The organism is Acinetobacter sp. YH12156 (genome assembly GCF_013418235.1).
Classification (GTDB): Bacteria; Pseudomonadota; Gammaproteobacteria; order Pseudomonadales; family Moraxellaceae; genus Acinetobacter; species Acinetobacter pseudolwoffii.
On the sequence record NZ_VPCL01000006.1, the window covers coordinates 40,650 to 59,099 of the forward strand.

At 45.3% G+C, this 18,450-nt stretch carries 19 protein-coding genes; 13 read left to right on the forward strand and 6 right to left on the reverse strand.

Annotated features, from left to right (window positions below; translation table 11 throughout):
- The first annotated feature begins 5 nt into the window (after positions 1 to 5).
- The 12 genes from nuoG to FTU87_RS07550 all read left to right on the forward strand — a co-directional run bounded on the left by nuoG (position 6) and on the right by FTU87_RS07550 (position 12,729).
- Positions 6 to 2,684, forward strand: a complete 2,679-nt coding sequence (gene nuoG / locus FTU87_RS07495) for an NADH-quinone oxidoreductase subunit NuoG (RefSeq protein WP_074383463.1) — start codon at positions 6 to 8, stop codon at positions 2,682 to 2,684.
- A 3-nt stretch (positions 2,685 to 2,687) separates the two neighbouring features.
- Positions 2,688 to 3,695 (forward strand): NADH-quinone oxidoreductase subunit NuoH, encoded by a 1,008-nt coding sequence (nuoH, locus tag FTU87_RS07500; protein ID WP_005097920.1) that lies wholly within the window; start codon positions 2,688 to 2,690, stop codon positions 3,693 to 3,695.
- Positions 3,696 to 3,711: 16 nt separating this feature from the next.
- Entirely contained in the window at positions 3,712 to 4,254 is a 543-nt protein-coding gene (gene nuoI, locus FTU87_RS07505) for an NADH-quinone oxidoreductase subunit NuoI (RefSeq protein WP_005097919.1), read from the forward strand.
- Positions 4,254 to 4,772, forward strand: coding sequence for an NADH-quinone oxidoreductase subunit J (gene nuoJ / locus FTU87_RS07510; RefSeq protein ID WP_171063341.1), 519 nt, complete (start codon positions 4,254 to 4,256; stop codon positions 4,770 to 4,772). Before nuoI ends, nuoJ begins: the two co-directional genes overlap by 1 nt.
- Positions 4,772 to 5,080 (forward strand): NADH-quinone oxidoreductase subunit NuoK, encoded by a 309-nt coding sequence (gene nuoK, locus FTU87_RS07515; RefSeq protein WP_004280769.1) that lies wholly within the window; start codon positions 4,772 to 4,774, stop codon positions 5,078 to 5,080. Before nuoJ ends, nuoK begins: the two co-directional genes overlap by 1 nt.
- Positions 5,077 to 6,972 (forward strand): NADH-quinone oxidoreductase subunit L, encoded by a 1,896-nt coding sequence (gene nuoL, locus FTU87_RS07520; RefSeq protein WP_005097915.1) that lies wholly within the window; start codon positions 5,077 to 5,079, stop codon positions 6,970 to 6,972. The genes nuoK and nuoL overlap by 4 nt, the downstream gene beginning before the upstream one ends.
- Before the next feature lies 1 nt (position 6,973).
- Entirely contained in the window at positions 6,974 to 8,587 is a 1,614-nt protein-coding gene (nuoM, locus tag FTU87_RS07525) for an NADH-quinone oxidoreductase subunit M (RefSeq protein ID WP_100329150.1), read from the forward strand.
- Between the two features lie 3 nt (positions 8,588 to 8,590).
- Positions 8,591 to 10,135, forward strand: coding sequence for an NADH-quinone oxidoreductase subunit NuoN (gene nuoN, locus FTU87_RS07530; RefSeq protein ID WP_074383461.1), 1,545 nt, complete (start codon positions 8,591 to 8,593; stop codon positions 10,133 to 10,135).
- Positions 10,136 to 10,258: 123 nt separating this feature from the next.
- Positions 10,259 to 10,894, forward strand: coding sequence for a uracil phosphoribosyltransferase (gene upp / locus FTU87_RS07535; RefSeq protein WP_005097912.1), 636 nt, complete (start codon positions 10,259 to 10,261; stop codon positions 10,892 to 10,894).
- A gap of 84 nt (positions 10,895 to 10,978) precedes the next feature.
- A complete protein-coding gene (locus FTU87_RS07540; protein WP_005097911.1) occupies positions 10,979 to 11,272 on the forward strand; it encodes a cold shock domain-containing protein in 294 nt (97 codons plus the stop codon).
- A 202-nt stretch (positions 11,273 to 11,474) separates the two neighbouring features.
- A complete protein-coding gene (locus tag FTU87_RS07545) occupies positions 11,475 to 11,834 on the forward strand; it encodes a hypothetical protein (protein WP_005097909.1) in 360 nt (119 codons plus the stop codon).
- A 172-nt stretch (positions 11,835 to 12,006) separates the two neighbouring features.
- Positions 12,007 to 12,729 carry a cold shock domain-containing protein gene (locus FTU87_RS07550; RefSeq protein WP_180049552.1) on the forward strand — a complete coding sequence of 241 codons (723 nt, stop codon included), beginning with the start codon at positions 12,007 to 12,009 and terminating at the stop codon, positions 12,727 to 12,729.
- Between the two features lie 46 nt (positions 12,730 to 12,775).
- Here FTU87_RS07550 and gigC read toward each other — a convergent pair whose 3' ends face one another.
- Positions 12,776 to 13,654: a LysR family transcriptional regulator GigC gene (gene gigC, locus FTU87_RS07555; protein WP_100355587.1), complete on the reverse strand. Its 879-nt coding sequence runs from the start codon at positions 13,652 to 13,654 to the stop codon at positions 12,776 to 12,778.
- Positions 13,655 to 13,739: 85 nt separating this feature from the next.
- Between gigC and FTU87_RS07560 the strand changes: the two genes are divergently transcribed.
- Positions 13,740 to 14,501, forward strand: coding sequence for a ferredoxin--NADP reductase (locus tag FTU87_RS07560; RefSeq protein WP_100355586.1), 762 nt, complete (start codon positions 13,740 to 13,742; stop codon positions 14,499 to 14,501).
- 69 nt (positions 14,502 to 14,570) lie between these two features.
- Here the strand turns inward: FTU87_RS07560 and FTU87_RS07565 are convergent, their stop codons facing one another.
- The 5 genes from FTU87_RS07565 to FTU87_RS07585 form a co-directional block, all read right to left on the reverse strand.
- On the reverse strand, positions 14,571 to 15,296 hold the full coding sequence (locus FTU87_RS07565; RefSeq protein ID WP_171063342.1) for an amino acid ABC transporter ATP-binding protein: 726 nt from the start codon (positions 15,294 to 15,296) through the stop codon (positions 14,571 to 14,573).
- Positions 15,297 to 15,310: 14 nt separating this feature from the next.
- A complete protein-coding gene (locus FTU87_RS07570; RefSeq protein ID WP_074383458.1) occupies positions 15,311 to 15,994 on the reverse strand; it encodes an ABC transporter permease subunit in 684 nt (227 codons plus the stop codon).
- Positions 15,994 to 16,737, reverse strand: a complete 744-nt coding sequence (locus tag FTU87_RS07575) for an amino acid ABC transporter permease (RefSeq protein ID WP_180096926.1) — start codon at positions 16,735 to 16,737, stop codon at positions 15,994 to 15,996. The genes FTU87_RS07570 and FTU87_RS07575 overlap by 1 nt, the downstream gene beginning before the upstream one ends.
- Before the next feature lie 62 nt (positions 16,738 to 16,799).
- Entirely contained in the window at positions 16,800 to 17,732 is a 933-nt protein-coding gene (locus FTU87_RS07580) for a transporter substrate-binding domain-containing protein (RefSeq protein WP_180096927.1), read from the reverse strand.
- Between the two features lie 293 nt (positions 17,733 to 18,025).
- Entirely contained in the window at positions 18,026 to 18,448 is a 423-nt protein-coding gene (locus FTU87_RS07585) for a hypothetical protein (RefSeq protein ID WP_005097893.1), read from the reverse strand.
- Positions 18,449 to 18,450 lie beyond the last annotated feature (2 nt).

An 18,450-nucleotide genomic window follows, 5' to 3' on the forward strand; every position in this document is an offset into this window, starting at 1 on the left:
CGACTATGGCTACAATTCATGTCGATGGCAAATCGTATGAAGTCAACGGCTCGGAAAACTTGCTACAAGCATGTTTGAGTCTTGGCATTGATATCCCATACTTTTGTTGGCATCCGTCCTTAGGTTCTGTCGGTTCTTGCCGTCAATGTGCCGTGACTCAATACGCGAATCCGGAAGATACCCGTGGTCGTTTGGTCATGTCATGTATGACGCCTGCATCTGACAATACCTACATCTCGATTGAAGACAAAGAAGCAAAAGATTTCCGTGCTTCGATTGTTGAATTCTTGATGACCAACCACCCGCACGACTGTCCAGTCTGTGAAGAGGGTGGTCACTGTCATTTACAAGATATGACCGTAATGACGCAGCATGACCGTCGTCGCTACCGTTTCACCAAACGTACCCATTACAACCAAGAGCTAGGCTCATTCATTTCTCACGAAATGAACCGTTGTATCGCGTGTTACCGTTGTGTGCGTTATTACAAAGACTATGCAGGTGGTACGGACTTCGGCGTGTATGCCAACGCATCACGTGTGTATTTCGGTCGTCCGGAATCAGGCACTTTAGAATCTGAATTCTCGGGTAACCTGACTGAAGTTTGTCCAACAGGTGTATTTACCGATAAAACTCATTCGGCACGTTATAACCGTAAATGGGACATGCAATATGCGCCAAGCGTATGCCAAGGCTGTTCTTCAGGTTGTAACATCTCTCCGGGTGAGCGTTATGGTGAACTTCGCCGTGTCGAAAACCGTTTCAATGGTGAAGTTAACCAATACTTCCTATGCGATAAAGGCCGTTTCGGTACAGGTTATGTGAACCGCGAAGACCGTCCGCGTCAGCCACAATTCCGTAAAGGTGCGACTGTAGAAACTGTTTCAGTAGATGCAGCACTTGATACGGTCATTGCAAATATCCAGGACAAAAAAGTTTTGGGGATTGGTTCACCGCGTGCATCACTTGAATCAAACTTCGCGCTGCGTGAATTGGTGGGTCAAGAGAACTTCTCAACAGGTTTATCTCAAAAAGAGCAAAATCTGGTTGAACTTGCAGCTTCAATCATGCAAACCGAGGGTGTTTACAACCCGAATATGCGTGAAATTGAAAGCTATGATGCAGTTCTGATCTTAGGTGAAGACTTAACCCAAACTGCGCCACGTATGGCTTTGTCTGTTCGCCAAGCTGCGAAAAATAAAGGCAAAGAGATGGCAGCGGAACGTCGTACCCAAGAATGGTTGGCTGAGCCGGTGCAACGTATTGCTCAAGATGCGAAATCTCCGATTTACATCCTGGCTGCGACACAAACCCGTCTGTCTGATGTTGCCGAAGGTGAAGTGGTTGCTTCTCCAAACGACATTGCACGTTTAGGTTTTGCTGTTGCTGCGGGCGTGAAGGGCGAAGCAATTCTCGGTTTAGATGACGATGCGAAAGCATTTGCACAAACGATTGCCGACACCTTAAAAGCTGCGAAAAAACCATTGATCATCTCGGGTACCAGCTTACAAGATGCATCAATCATGGAAGCTGCTGCACAAGTTGCACAAAATCTGGGTAATGCAGGCTTGACCTTGACAGTTCCTGAAGTGAACTCGATGGGTATGGCAATCTTCGGTGGTCAAAGCTTAGAGCAAGCCTTTGCACAAGATTATGATGCAGTGATCGTGGTTGAAAACGATCTGTATCGTCGTCTACCTGCTGCACAAGTGGATGCTGCACTTTCAGGCAAAGACGTGATTGTTTTAGATCACTCTGAAACTGAAACAGTGAAAAAAGCCGACATCGTGCTTTCTGCTGCAAGCTTTGCTGAAGGTGATGGTACGGTGGTATCGCAAGAAGGCCGTGCACAACGTTTCTACCAAGTGTATGACCCGAGCTACTATAATCCTGAATTGGCAATCAAAGAATCTTGGCGCTGGTTACACGCTCTGGAAACAGGCGTGAAAGGCAAAGCGATTTCTTGGACGTTGCTGGATGATGTGATCGAGTCAGTTGCGAAAAACGTACCTGCTTTAGACGGTATTTTGGATGTAGCACCAGATGCGGGCTTCCGTGTCCATGGTCTTAAAGTGGCACGTGAACCACGTCGTTACTCAGGTCGTACTTCGATGCGCGCGCCATTGTCTGTCCATGAGCCAAAACAGCCAGTGGACAAAGACTCTGCATTAACCTTCTCGATGGAAGGTTATGTCGGAACTCAAACACCTTCAGCACTGGTACCATTTGCATGGTCTGCCGGCTGGAACTCGCCGCAAGCCTGGAACAAATTCCAGGACAATGTCGGCGGTCATTTGAAAGGTGGTGATTCAGGCGTTCGTTTATTCGACCGTTTGGCAAAACTTCCGGCACGTACCTTTGTTGCACCGGCACCTGTTTTGGTTAATGCTGAAAGCTTCCGCCTAGTTCCAATGCACCATATCTTTGGTTCAGGTGAATTCACCGTAAAAACACCGGCGATGGAAACACGTATTCCTGAAGCGGTATTTGCGGTCGGTGAACAGGATGCAGCCCGCTTGAATGTTCAAAATGGTCAAACAATGACAGTAAAAGCAGGCGAGACGTCAATCGTTCTGCCTGTACAAGTCATTGAATACTTACCGACAGGTTATATTGGCTACCCAATCGGTCTGGCACCGACGGTATCTCTGGCAGAGCCTGTTTCAGTCGCGGTTGGAGTGTAATTCATGGAACAAGAATTAATCCGTCAAACGCCGCTGTGGGCTGAAAACTGGCCAATCGCCTATTCAGTCATTCAAGCGATCGTGATCTTACTGGTTGTGGTATTGATCGCTGCGTTGATGTCTTTTATTGAACGTCGTTTACTCGGCTTGTGGCAAGACCGTTACGGTCCGAACCGTGTCGGTCCGGGCGGTATGTTCCAGATTGTTGCCGACATGCTGAAAATCATGTTCAAGGAAGACTGGACACCAAAATTTGCTGACAAACTGACTTTCCGTATGGCGCCAGCAGTTGCGATGGCAACTGCTGTGCTGTCGTTCATGGTTATTCCTGTTTCACCTTATCTAGGTGTGGCAGACATGAGCATCGGCCTGTTGTTCTTTATGGCAATGGCAGGTATTGCAGTCTATGCAGTACTGTTCGGTGGCTGGTCATCCAACAACAAATACGCCTTACTCGGTGGTTTACGTTCTGCGGCTCAGACCATTTCTTATGAAGTGTTCCTGGGGATCTCGCTGATGGGTGTGGTGGCAATTGCCGGCTCATTCAACATGCGTGAAATCGTTGAAGCACAACGTGATGTCTGGTTCGTGGTGCCTCAGTTCCTTGGCTTCCTGATCTTCGTGGTTGCGGGTGTTGCGGTGACGCATCGTCATCCATTTGACCAACCAGAAGCAGAACAAGAACTGGCTGAAGGTTACCATGTCGAATACGGCGGCATGAAGTGGGGGATGTTCTTCGTTGCGGAATACGTCAACGTAGTACTGATCTCTGCTTTAATCGTGACGTTATTCTTCGGTGGCTGGCTCGCGCCATTCAACCTTGAAATTCCGTTCCTTCCAGCAGCATTCTGGTTCATTATCAAAACAGCATTCTTTGTAATGATGTTCGTGTTGGCACGTGGTTCATTAATGCGTCCACGTTATGATCAGGTAATGAACTTTGGTTGGAAAATTTGCTTGCCATTAGCTCTAGTCAACCTGTTGGTGACTGGTGCCGTGATCTTGTGGTAAGGGCAGGGAGAACAAAATGTTTAAATTTCTAGCTGGATTTGGATCGATTGTTCGTTCGCTTTGGATGGTGTTTAGCCATGTAACGCGTAAACGTGACACGATTTTATATCCAGAAGTGCCGGCCGAAGAAATCGTGCCACCACGTTTCCGTGGTCGTATTGTATTAACGCGTGACCCTGATGGCGAAGAGCGTTGTGTTGCATGTAACCTGTGTGCGGTTGCCTGTCCGGTAGGCTGTATCTCATTACAAAAAGCAGAACGTGAAGATGGTCGCTGGTATCCGGAGTTTTTCCGTATCAACTTCTCACGTTGTATTTTCTGCGGTATGTGTGAAGAAGCCTGTCCAACCACAGCCATTCAAATGACCCCGGATTTCGAACTCGGTGAATATGTTCGTCAAGACCTGGTCTATGAAAAAGAACACTTGCTGATTTCTGGTCCTGGTAAATATCCTGACTATAACTTCTACCGTGTCACCGGTATGGCAGTTGCAGGCAAGGACAAAGGTCAAGCACAGCGTGAAAGTGCACCTGTTGATGTACGGAGTCTATTACCATGATGTGGCCATTTTATTTAATGGCCCTTGTGGCCATTGTCTCTACGGTTCGCGTGGTGACTAACGCGAATCCGGTACATGCTTTATTAAGCCTGATCGTATCCTTGCTTGCTGTTGCAGGCATGTTCATGATCGTTGGTGCGCCGTTCGCGGCTGCCCTCGAAATTATTGTCTATGCTGGCGCGATCATGGTGTTGTTCGTGTTCGTGGTGATGATGCTGAATCTGGGTGAACAAACCGTTGAACAAGAACGTAAATGGTTAACTTCATCGGCGTGGGCTTATCCGGCGCTGATGAGCTTCCTGATCGGTCTGGTACTGGTATGGGTATTAAACTCTGATTACGCACAGCCTTCACTGGTAATGGGTGTGGAAATGGTGGGCCCGAAAGCCGTGGGTCAAGCACTCTTTACGCAGTACTTGTTGTTGGTTGAAGTTGCCGCGATGTTATTGCTTGCTGCATTAGTAGCTGCATTCCATTTGGGTAAACGTGAGCCAGATGCAGAAGAGGAAAAAGAATAATGGGCAACATCCCTTTAGAGCATGGTTTGATCGTTGCATCTATTCTCTTTGCACTGGGTTTTTACGGTGTAATGGTGCGACGCAACCTACTATTTATTTTAATGAGCCTTGAAATCATGATGAACGCTGCTGCTTTGGCGTTCGTCCTGGCGGGCAGTGCATGGGCACAGCCAGATGGTCAGATCATGTTCATCCTGATCCTGACGCTTGCTGCGGCAGAGGCTTGTATTGGTCTTGCGATCGTCCTTCAGTTCTATCATCGCTTCCATCACCTGGATGTGGATGCTGCTAGTGAGATGCGCGGATGAGTTATTTATATCTAACAATTTTATTTCCGCTCATTGGTTTTGTCCTGTTAGCGGCGGGGCGCAACAAGCTTCCTGAAAATGTTGCAGCGATAATTGGTGTCGGTGCAGTTGGTTTATCGGCACTGTTTGCACTGATTGCAGGTCTGGACTTTGTTAACAATGGTAAAGAACTCTATGTTCAGCACCTGTGGACCTGGTTCAATGTCGGTGGTTTTGCACCGGGCATCAGCTTGCAACTCGACGGTTTGTCTTTACTAATGCTGGGCATGGTGACAGGTGTGGGTTTCTTAATTCACATCTTTGCTTCATGGTACATGCGTGGTGAAGAAGACTTTGCACGTTTCTTCTCTTACTTCAACCTGTTCGTTGCAAGCATGTTGCTTCTCGTTCTTGGCGATAACTTGGCGTTATTGTTCTTAGGTTGGGAAGGTGTAGGTCTGTGTTCATACCTGCTGATTGGTTATTACTACCAGAACCCTGCAAATGGTCTGGCGGCAATCAAGGCGTTTACTGTTACCCGTATCGGTGACGTATTCCTGCTGATTGCCATGTTCCTGATCTTCCAGCAATTCGGTACTTTGAACATTCAGTACATCGTTGAAAATGCAGCGACTGTAATGACGCAAAGTTCTTCGCTGACCATCTGGACAGCATTGTTATTGTTCTTGGGTGCGGCAGGTAAATCTGCACAGATCCCATTACAAACATGGTTAGCCGATGCAATGGCAGGTCCAACACCTGTTTCTGCATTGATCCATGCTGCGACCATGGTAACGGCGGGTGTTTACCTGTGCTGCCGTCTGTTTGCAGTCTTTGAACTTGCGCCAGAAGTGATGGTGTTTATTTCGATCACAGGTGCGGTGACCTTGCTTGTGGCTGGTTTTGCTGCATTGGTTCAGACCGACATCAAACGTATTCTGGCTTACTCAACCATGAGTCAGCTCGGTTATATGTTTATGGCAGTAGGTGCTGAAGCATATCAGGCGGGTCTATTCCACATGCTGACTCACGCATTCTTCAAGGCACTCTTGTTCTTGTCGTCTGGTGCGGTAATTTTGGCTTACCATCACGAACAAAACATCTTCAAGATGGGCGGTTTGTTCTACAAGAACAAATTCCTGTTTGCATGTTTCGCGATTGGTGGCGGTGCCTTGGCAGCAATTCCATTCCTGACCATTGGTTTCTTCTCAAAAGACGCAATTCTTGCTGCAGTCTGGACGCAAAGTCATATTGCTGGTTTACCAGTGTATAACACGCTGTACTGGGTCGGTGTTGCAGGTGCTTTCTTAACCTCGATTTATACATTCCGTCTAATCTGGGTGGTATTCTTCGGCAAAGAAAACACGCCTTATCATGAAATCAAAGGTGCAACTTACTGGGCGCCACTGGCGATTCTTGCTGTCCTTTCGACAGGTCTGGCAATCGTACTGAAAGCACCCGTGATGAGCATTCTAGATGCAGCCCAAATTCCAGCCTTCATTATTCCTGAAGCGCTTGAAGCAGGTGCACATGGTGCTGAATACATCGCCATTGCTGTTGCATTGACGGGTCTTGTGGTCGGTGTGGTGCTGTTCGCTTTTGCTTACAATGCAGTCAAACGTTTTGCTGCCACTTCTGTAGGTGCGGGTCTGGTTAATATCTGCCGTAATGCATTAGGTTTCGACAAGCTTTATGACCTGATTTTCGTCAAGCCATATTTGCTGTTCGCTAAACTGTTCGGTCGTGATCCAATTGATGGCTTATGGCTGGTACTTCCTGCACTGGTCAAAAGTGGTCACAGCTTTACAAGTTCACGTCAAACCGGTTCACTGCGTGAATATGCATCTAGTATGGGGCTCGGTGTCGTTGTCCTACTGATGATCTTGATCGTGATTCAGGTCGTGGGGAAATAAAATGGAAGCTCCAAACAATATTATTTTGCCGGCTCTGATCCTCATTCCGTTCATTGCAGGTTTCATATGCTGGTTGGTCGATAAACTCGACCAACACTTGCCGCGTTATATCGCGCTAATCGGTATGCTGGTGACTTTGGTTTTGACCATCGTCCTTTGGCAGACTGGTACCTATAACTATGAATTAGGCGCTGCGACACCTTCGTGGGCTGCCGAATTCAAACTGCCTTGGATTCAGACCCTTGGCATTAACATTCACTTAGCCGTGGATGGTTTATCACTTCTTATGGTTGGTTTGACTGCACTCCTGGGTGTGCTGGCAGTCGGCTGTTCATGGGGTGAGATTCAAAAGAACGTTGGTTTCTTCCACTTGAACCTTTTATGGTCTTTGGGTGGTGTGATCGGTGTATTCCTGGCGATTGACCTGTTCCTGTTCTTCTTCTTCTGGGAGATGATGCTGGTGCCGATCTACTTCCTGATTGCCCTTTGGGGTCATAAAGGGGCAGAAGGCAAGTCACGTGTTTATGCAGCAAACAAGTTCTTCATTTACACGCAGGTTGCCGGTTTGGTGATGCTGATTGGTATCCTGGGTCTAGTGACTGTAGGCTATACCATGACTGGCGAAATCCGTTTCGACTACAACTATTTATTAGGTGTGGCGAATACGCTTGACGCTCAGGTTCCAGCGCTTGCTTATGCATTCATGATCTGTTTATTCATCGGTTTTGCGGTAAAACTTCCAGTTTTCCCATTACACGGCTGGTTACCAGATGCGCATGCGCAAGCACCAACAGCGGGTTCTGTTGACCTTGCAGGTATCTTGATTAAAACTGCGGCGTACGGTTTATTGCGTTTCGTGATTCCATTCTTCCCGGCAGCTTCGGCTCAGTTTGCAGATATCGCGATCATTCTGGGTTTAATCGGTATCTTCTACGGTGCTTGGTGTGCTTTCCAGCAAACCGACATGAAACGCTTACTGGCGTATACATCTATTTCCCACATGGGCTTTGTTTTACTTGCGATTTACGCAGGTAACATCCTGACCTTCCAGGGTCTGATGATCATGATGTTGGCACATGGTATTTCCTCTGCTGCACTGTTCATTATGTGTGGTCAGGTATATGAGCGTGTGCATACGCGTGACATGCGTTTGATGGGGGGGATGCGTGGTCAGTTCCCGTATCTTGCATTCTTCCTGATGTTCTTTGTTGCGGCGCTTGTCGGTATTCCAGGTCTGGGTAACTTCATTGGTGAGTTCCTGATCTTGATGGGTGCTTATGCACAATTCCCGGCATTCACTATTCTTGCGGCAATCAGTCTGGTCTTTGCAGGTCTGTATGGTCTGATCCTGATTCACAAAGCCCTGTTTGGTGTGCCAAACGAAGCGCAAAAACAGCACTATACACATCCGTTAAAAGATCTGAATGCACGTGAAATCGCGTTATTGTTGATCTGCGCGTTTGGTCTACTTTGGCTTGGTCTATACCCACAAAGCTTCCTTGATGTGTCTAACTCAAGCATGGCGTGGTTAGCGAATAGCTACATTCCAGTTCAAGAAGTGGTTGAAGTTGCTGATCAGGTAACGACTCAACTTGAAAATGTGGAGATCCAATAAGCCATGAACTTCACAATGTCTTTTTCTGAGCTTATGCCGCTCGCACCTGTGATGATCGTGTCGTTAACTGCGATCGTCGTGATGTTGCTGACGGCAATCAAGCGTAACCATAATCTTGTTGCGACGACGACTGTTGTTGGTCTGAACTTAGCAGCGTTCTATATCATTTTCGTTCTGTTGGCAGGCACATTTGCACCTGCCAATGTGATGAATCTGTTCATCGTAGATCCATTTACGATGTTGTACCAGTTTGTGATTCTGATTGCTGCACTTGCCTGTAGTACCTTGTCACACGCGTATATCGAAACTTATAAAGATAACCGTGAAGAGCTGTATATCTTGATGTTGATATCCGTCGCGGGTGCAATGTTAATGGTGGCAAGCTCGCACTATGCATCATTCTTTATTAGCCTTGAGTTGATGTCGATTCCTGTATACGGCCTGTTGGCATATACACATCAACGTTCTCAATCGCTTGAAGCAGGTGTGAAATATCTGGTGCTTTCAGCAACTGCGTCCGCAATGCTGCTGATGGGTATGGCATATATTTATGCCTACACAGGTACTTTAAGTTTCGTTGCTGAACCGGGCAAACTGTTTACTGTATTCAGTCAGCCAGCTGTGATAATTGGTCTGGCCTTAATTGTATTTGCTGTGGCATTTAAATTATCGCTGGCACCATTCCACAAATGGACACCAGACGTCTACGCAGGTGCACCAGCACCAATCGCGACTTTCCTTGCGACTGTGGCAAAAGTGGCGATGATTGGTCTGTTTGTTCGTTATGTTTTGTCTTCAGGTTTAATCCTGGCAGACAGCTTCGTAACGATCATTTCGATTATTGCAGTATTGTCGATTCTTGCAGGTAACTTGCTGGCTGTTCGCCAAGTGAACCTGAAACGTATTCTGGCATACTCTTCAATTGCGCACTTTGGTTATTTGCTGGTTGCCATCGTCAGTTCACGTAATACCGATTTCTTACAGGTTCAAGGTTTTGCGACTTTTGAAAGTGTAAACGTGTATGTGATTACTTATGTATTAACCACGATTGGTGCTTTCGGTGTTGTGACGCTGATGTCGAGTCCGTATAACAATACGGATGAAGCGGGTAGTCTGGCTGAATACCGTGGTCTGTTCTGGCGCCGTCCAGTCCTGACTGCTGTATTAACCGTAATGATGCTGTCTCTTGCAGGTATTCCTTTAACTGCCGGCTTTATCGGTAAGTTCCTGGTGATTAAAACTGCGGTTGCAGGCGAAGCCTGGTTCCTGACTGCAATGGTTATTCTGGGTTCAGGTATTGGTTTGTATTACTACCTGCGCGTGATGGTCGTGCTGTACATGACACCACCTGAAACACCACGTCTAGATGCGGTGAATCATTGGGGTCAAAAAGTCGGCGGTATCATGGTATTACTTGCTGCACTTGCGGTACTTGTGATTGGTGTTTATCCAGATCCAGTGATTGCGATTTCTAAATATGCGTTCTTCGCAATATCACCTGAATTACAGCAATTCATTTTCACTTTGGTTCAAAGTGGTTTTAACTAATATCTGCGAAGATTGACGTTATTACAAAAAAGCCTCCATGATTGGGGGCTTTTTTATTTATACAAATCAATAAAAGCCTTTATAATAGCGGAAATTTATCTTTAACCTTTTAGGTGTTCTCCTGTGGCAATCCATGAAATCCGTCATCCGCTCATCCGACATAAGCTCGGTTTACTCCGTCGTGCAGATATCAGTACCAAAAACTTCCGCGAGTTAGCTCAAGAAGTGACCATGCTTCTGACTTATGAAGCGACTAAAGACCTGCCAATGGTTGAACATGATATTGATGGCTGGAATGGTGCTGTCACAGTTGACCGTATTGCCGGTAAAAAAATCACGGTTGTGCCGATTCTACGTGCCGGTATTGGCATGCTGGATGGTTTCTTAAATCTGATTCCAAGTGCAAAAGTATCTGTACTCGGTTTAGAGCGTGATGAAGAAACCCTGGAAGCCCGTACTTATTATAAAAAACTGGTTCCAGACGTACAAAACCGTATCGCGATGATCATTGATCCGATGTTGGCGACAGGTTCTTCTCTTGTAGCTGCAATTGATGTACTCAAAGCCAGTGGCTGTAAAGACATTCGTGTTATGGTTCTGGTTGCCGCACCGGAAGGTATTAAGCGTGTAGAGGCTGCACATCCTGATGTGATCATGTTCACTGCATCAATCGACAGCGGTTTAAATGAAAATGGTTATATCGTTCCGGGTCTTGGTGATGCTGGCGATAAAATCTTTGGTTCAGTTCAGAAAGACTAATTTTTGAACAGGACGAAAAAAGGGGCTACTACAGCCTCTTTTTTATATAATGTAGATCGGGCATTTTCAGCATAGGACAACAGCATGAAAGATGAATTATATCAGGGCAAAATCAAACAGTACGACCCTGCAAAAGGTTTTGGTTTTATTGGTTCAGCTGAGGGAGATGTGTTCTTCCATATTTCAGACTTTCCTGCGGCAGAAGGCGAGCCAAAACGCAATGAACGCGTGAAATTTAATGTGGTAGAAAATGGCGATAAGTATAAAGCCATTAAGATTGAACGTGTTGAGGATACTTCAAAGAAAGCTAAAAAATCTAAGGTCGCTGCACATAACCAGTCAATTACTTCCGCATTACTATCAAATCTCAAGCGTTAATTAACCGTGAATTTGACTAAATGAAGAGGCATTTTCGCCTCTTTTTTATCTAAAAATTCATGAACTATAGTCTTACATCAGTTTTTGTAACTTAAAGCTTGTACTTCGTTACGCAAACAATAAAACGTCTACCAAAGCGCTACAATCATCTCTATTCCTTCTCACTTAAAATACTATCTGTTGATTTATAGGGATAAATGTCATGTTTAGGAATGGAAAAATTAAAACTTATGATTCCGAACGTGGTACAGGCAGCATTGAGTTAGCAGATGACGCTCAAGAACTAAGTTTTAGGCTACAGGATTTACCTTCACCTGAAATTGATCCTCAAATTGGAGAACTGCTTAAATTTAGAATGATTCCTCATCAGGAAACCATAATATTGGACAATATGGTACGCCTAGATGTCAAAGTACAGGACGAGTTTGTAGCGGAAGTTGTGGCATTACCATCTTTGGCACCCACAATATCTGTTCCGTTAAAGCGTTCAATTCTTTTTAGCCCAACGCTATGGTTGGCACTGGTATCCGCAGTTGGTTTTATAATTTTGGGCGAAGTATAAATTTAAACCAGAAATTTTTAATTTTCTATTTTTAACTCGGTATTTCTCTATTCTTCAATTTAAAAAAGCGCCTATAAGTGCTTTTTTGGTTTTTCTATTAAAGAATTTCATAAAAGCTTTTCGATGTATTTTTTATTACAATTATTAAAAATATCAAAGACAAGAGTGAATTATGTTTCAAGAGGGGAAAATCAAAACCTATCACGAAGCGCGTGGTTTTGGTTTTATTCAAATCGAAGGGGAATCTAAAGATTTATTTTTTCATATTAAAGACTTTCCCAATCAAAATATTCCATTAAAAATTGGGGAAAAATTAAAGTTTTTAATGGTTGAAGATAATGGAAAGTTTAAGGCAGACCATATTATCCGGCTGGATATTAAATCAAAATTGGCTATTAAGCAGAATAATGATTTATATGAAGATCCTGAAGCACATGTTTCTCCACGTTATGAAAAGACAAAATTATCAACTCGATCCAAACTAATCACAATATCGGGATTAATTATTATTGCGATTCTTGTTGGGCTTGTTTATAACAAATACCAAAGCTACCAAGTTCAAAAACAGCAAAAGCTTGAAGGACTGATGGTAGAGCAGCAACGAATTGTCGCTGAGCAGCGAGCAGCGCAAGGTGATCTAGCTATGCAAGGATTATCTGAACAGGGCAGAAAGAACCTCGAAAATCGCGGTACTGAGGTACCAAGCCAAAGTAACCCGGTTAATCTGAAAACTCCAGAAACGGCTTCGCCATCTATATCTCAATTTAAATGCGATGGTCGAGAACACTGTAGTCAGATGGGTTCTTACGAAGAGGCTTTATTTTTTATCCGGAACTGTCCAAATACTAAAATGGATGGTGACGGCGATGGCATCCCGTGTGAAAGCCAATTTTAAGATAGAATAAAAAGCACCTTAAGGTGCTTTTTGATTGAAAACAAATTTAGGCTTCACAGAAATTCATAAAGGCTCTCAGGCCTGGCCCCTGATATTTCTGGCGATGTACCAGCATAAACAATGGACGCGTTAAAGACCAGAACGGAGTATTGAGAATCACCAGTTGACCTTTCTCGCGTAAAGGCTCAATCGCAAGTTTGGAAATACAGGACATGCCGATTCCGCCGGCTACGATTTTCAAAATTGCTTCATTATGGCCAAGTGTCAGACGGATATTGGCATCCGGCACATCTTTCAAAATGGCATTATCAAAGACTTCGCGAGTACCTGAACCTTCTTCGCGCAGAATCCACTCTACAGATTTGAAATCTTCCGCGGTCAGCTCACGGTTCAATTGCGCTAGGGGATGATCCGGTGCACAGCACACCGCCAGCTCATCATCGCGCCAATGGATACATTGCAGTTGTGGCAGATGACAGGAGCCTTCGATCAAGGCCAGATCCAGCTGGAACTGATTCACCGCTTCAATCATTTGACGGGTATTACCAACTTGCAGCTGTAAATGCGCTTGAGGCTGAATTTTTAGAAAATCGGCCATCAGGTCAGGAATCAGGTAATCTGAAATGGTCAGGGTTGCACCTAAACGTAAATCGATACTTTGAAGCTCACCTTTCGCAATCTGTTCAAAAGATTCGCATCGACCTAAAATTTCCAGCGCTTGAGGGAGAAGAAAGCGCCCCAGGTCATTGAGCTGTAAACGTTTGCCTAGACGGTCAAATAATGGAGCACCCAGACCATCTTCCAGATCTGCTAAAGCCATACTAGCCGCACTTTGAGTAAGTTTGACGGCATCGCTAGCCTTCGTTACGGTACCCTCTTGTGCCACTGCTACAAAAACAGCCAATTGGCGTAAAGTCATGCGCATGAGTAGAGCCTTAACATTTAAAAAATATTAATAAATTATATTGCCATGCTACCATGAGCACAGTCTTTCATGCCACGTTGAAATCATGTCAATTGAAAAATTTAGCCTAGAAAAAGTTTTATCTGTACACCGCTGGACCAATACATTATTCAGTTTCACCATGACACGCCCGGCACACTTCAAATTCACTGCGGGGCAATTTGCGCGTATTGGCCTGCAGGTGGGAGATGAACTGGTGGTTCGTGCCTATTCGGTGGTGTCATCTCCTTTTGATGAAACTCTGGAGTTTTTTTCGATTGTGGTTCCAGAAGGTAAATTTACCTCCAATTTACAGCACCTTAAAGTAGGGGATGAGCTGTTTCTGGAAAAAATTCCCTATGGTTATCTGACGCTGGCCCGTTATCAGTTGCCCTTACCCAAAGACTTGTGGTTATTGGGCACTGGAACTGGTCTGGCACCGTTTCTGTGCATGTTGCAAGACTTTGAAACCTGGAGCAAATACGAAAAAATCAATCTGGTATATAGCGTGCGTAGCCGGGCTGAACTCGCTTATGTGGAACGGATTCAGGAAATTGCCGAAACCTTTGGCGAAGGACATAGCGGATTTAAATTTATTCCGATTATTACCCGTGAGCCTGATGCACCTTTGCACGATCGTTTACCGGTGCTGATTGCCAATGGTGAACTGGAAAAAGCCGTAGGTATGCAGCTCAATCCGCAAACCACCCATGTCATGCTTTGCGGTAACCCGGAAATGGTCGATGATACCAAAGAAGCCTTAAAAGCCCGTGGCCTGATCATGAACCGGCGTGGCGAAGGCAATATTGCAGTCGAGAATTATTGGTAAGTCTGAATTGCAGATAAAAAAGCTCATCCTTGGATGAGCTTTTTTATCTGCAAGGTGAATAATGACAGCTTAGTGCAGAATCTTGTTCAGGAATTGCTGGGCACGCTCACCACGCGCTGTATTAAAGAAATCATCTTTACTGCAATCTTCCACAATTTTTCCCTGATCCATAAAGATGACCCGGTTGGCAACCTGTCGGGCAAAGCCCATTTCGTGGGTGACACACATCATGGTCATGCCTTCTTTGGCCAGACCGACCATGACATCGAGCACCTCATTAATCATTTCAGGGTCAAGCGCAGAAGTTGGTTCATCAAACAACATGGCAATCGGATCCATGCTCAGCGCACGGGCAATCGCGACACGTTGCTGTTGTCCGCCAGAAAGTTGTGCCGGGAATTTATTGGCCTGTGCACTTAAGCCGACACGATCCAGATAGGCAAGTCCTTTCTGTTTGGCTTCGGCTTCAGAACGACCCAATACCTTGATCTGGGCAATGCTCAGGTTCTCGGTAATACTGAGATGCGGGAACAATTCAAAATGCTGAAATACCATGCCCACGCGACTTCTTAGTTTATTTAAATTGGTTTTCGGATCATTAATTTTAATTCCATCGACCAGAATACTGCCTTGCTGAACAGGTTCCAGACCATTGACAGTTTTAATCAGGGTGGATTTTCCTGAACCAGAAGGACCACAAACCACCACCACTTCACCTTGCCGAATCTGGGTGGTGCAGTCGGTCAGTACCTGAAAATCTTTATACCATTTACTGACATGCTGGAGGTCAATCATGACTTTGGCTTCGTTCATACAGTTAACCTCTGCTGTAATTTTTTAACAATATAGGTGGCGATCATACTGATGGTGAAATAGACCAAACCGGCAAAAAGAATATATTGGGTGAGTAAGCCCATCAGGTCACCACGTACATAATTGCTGCGGAAAAAGTCCAACAGGCCAATTGCATACACCATGGTGGAATCCTGAAACAAAATAATGGTCTGTTGTAATAATAGCGGTGTCATTTTGCGAAAGGCCTGAGGCAGTACAATCAGGCGCATGGACTGGCCATAGCTCATGCCGAGGGCAGAGGCCGCATCTGTTTGTCCCTTAGGAATAGACTGGATTCCGGCACGGACAATTTCGGAAAAATAGGCGGCTTCAAACAGCATAAAAGCCACAATACTGGACACCAGTGCCGTATCCATGGTCAGATATTTTCCAGTCACCCCAGTATAGATAAAAGGCACAGCGAAGTAGAACCACATCAGTACCAGCAGCAGGGGAATCGAACGGAACAGATTGACATAACCCTTGGCAATCCAGTTCAACACCTTGATTGAAGACAGCCGCATCAATGCCAGTAAGGTGCCAATAAAGACCCCGCCAATGGTGGCAAAAAATAAGACTTTTAACGTAATACTCAGACCATGCCATAGGGCAGGTGCGGATAATTGTAAATCCTGAAAAAATGCAGTGAACCATTCCATTATTTAGTCCCCGTAATCAGACCGGGCACCTGAAGGCGCTTTTCCAGAAAGTTCATCAAGCCAATCAGGCAGACATTGATCAGGATAAAAATCAGGGTGACATAGGTGTAAATCTCAATGGTATTTTGCGTATATTCGCTGATGGTTTTCATCTGGGAAATGAGTTCCGCAACCCCGACCAGTGAGGCCACCGAGGTGTTCTTGACACAGTTGGTCAGCTCAGAACTTAAGGGGGGTAAGATCATGCGAAAAGACTGCGGTAAAATCACATAGCGATATAATTGTGTGGTGCTAAACCCCACGGCATAGCCGGCATTGATCTGCCCGGGTGGAATGGCTTCAATCCCGGTACGTACCTGTTCGCAAACCCGCGCTGCGGTAAACAGCCCCAAGCCGATACTGGCAGAAATTAGTGCCGTGGTATTGGCGCCTAAATCATTGATCCACCAGTTATGAATATAGCTGGGCAGAAAGTTGGGCACCACATAAAACCAGATAAATAACTGGATCAGTAAAGGCACATTACGGAAAATGGTCACATAGGCCGTTCCAATAGCCCGAGCTGTAGGACTGGGTAAGGTCCGCATGATGCCTAAGAGGCTACCCAGCAGCATGGCAATTGACCAGGCGACAATCGCAATCACAGCCAACCAGCCGATACCCGTCATGATCCAGTTCAGATAGGTGGTATCCCCAATCCCGGTCGGTTGCAATAAGACACCCCAATTCCAGCTATAATTCATCGCAACTCCAACAAAGATCCTTAAACCTATTAGGCTTAAGTAAGGTGGATAAGATTCAGCGCTTATTGATCACGGTCATGCGGATTGCTGATCAAATTTTTTAACGCATCGGACATGGCATAGTTCAAGTTGATATTTTTCGGTGGGATAGGCGACTGGAACCATTTTTTATACATATTGTTGATTTCACCGGAGCTATACGTGGCTTTAATAGCATCATCCACAACCTGCTTAAATTCGGGGTCTCCCTTACGTAACATACAGCCATAGATTTCATTGATGGGCGCTGTACCCACAATGTGCCATTGTTGCGGATTTTTAGCCTTGGATTTTTCTCCCGCCAGTAAAATGTCATCCATCATAAATGCAGCAGCACGGCCACTTTGCAGCATTAAAAAGGATTCTGCATGGTCTTTGGTCGAAATAATTTCACCAAGGCCCAATTCTTTTTCATGCTGACGAATATAGCGTTCCGATGTGGTGCCGGCAGTGGTCACCAGTTTTTTGCCTTTCAGATCGCTAAAATCTTGAATACCAGAATTGGTTGCGGTTAATAGACGGGAACCTACTTGAAAAAAGCCAACAGAGAAATCGACCTGTTGCTGGCGTTCCTTATTATTCGTCGTCGAGCCACATTCCAGATCAACCGTACCGTTGGAGACCAGTGGAATCCGGTTCTGGCTGGTCACCAGGTTGTAGCGGATTTTTAAATCAGGAAGATTCAGCTTTTGTTTGACGGCTTCGACCACTTTTAGTTGCAGGTCATGGGCATAGCCGACCGGCTGATTCGGATTGTCAGCGATATAAGAAAATGGAATCGAGGAGTCACGATAACCTAATACAATCGTGCCGGACTGTTTGATCTTATTGAGCGCGCCAGAAGTATTCTGGCTGCCTTGCTGATTGCTTGGTGCCTGATTATCACTACAGGCACTCAGTCCCAAGGTCAGGGCACTGGCACACAGCAGCGTAGCGAATTGAGTCTTTGCTTTCATCGTGAAACTCCATTTTTCATTTTCAATTATTATGAGTACGCCCGTTTTCAGGCGCTGCTGAGACAATATTCTAATTATTGCTATAAAGTCTAAGTATTCGTTTATATTCATCTTAGTTGATGATTCAAGCATGACTCAAGCTGAATTTATTGCTGAAATGTTACTGAATCAGAAAAGGAAATCTGCGAGATGCTCAAAGGAATGCAAATAAATAAAGAGATTGAACTACAAGCATAAGAAAGAAAAAGTCATAAAAAAACCTCCAAACTGGAGGTTTTTTTATCGGTTCAAGCTTAATGCACAAACATATCCATCGATTCACGAATTTCTTGAATGGCCGTTTCGACATCGGAACTGAGCCAGGTCGGTTCAAAGAATCCGGCGTAGTGCTCAAGACGATCCGCAGGGACGACTAAGCGTACCGGACAATCCTCTTCCAATAAACGCCATGGAATAATTGGCACTTCATTGTCAAGCCATGCTGTTACATCTCGGATATCGATAATCATTGCGTTGACACAGTCCGGGAAAGGCATCACGGAAAACTCTTCAGTACGACGACGGAAATACTCCAAGTCTTGCCAGCGCAGTGCAAAACTCGGTTTACTGAATTCGATAATCCCGATCAGATGCTGATCGCGAGTATGATGCAAAGTGCATTGGTGGGTGACATCAGTGTCAAGATCCAACGATACACTTTGTTGACGATACGCCATAG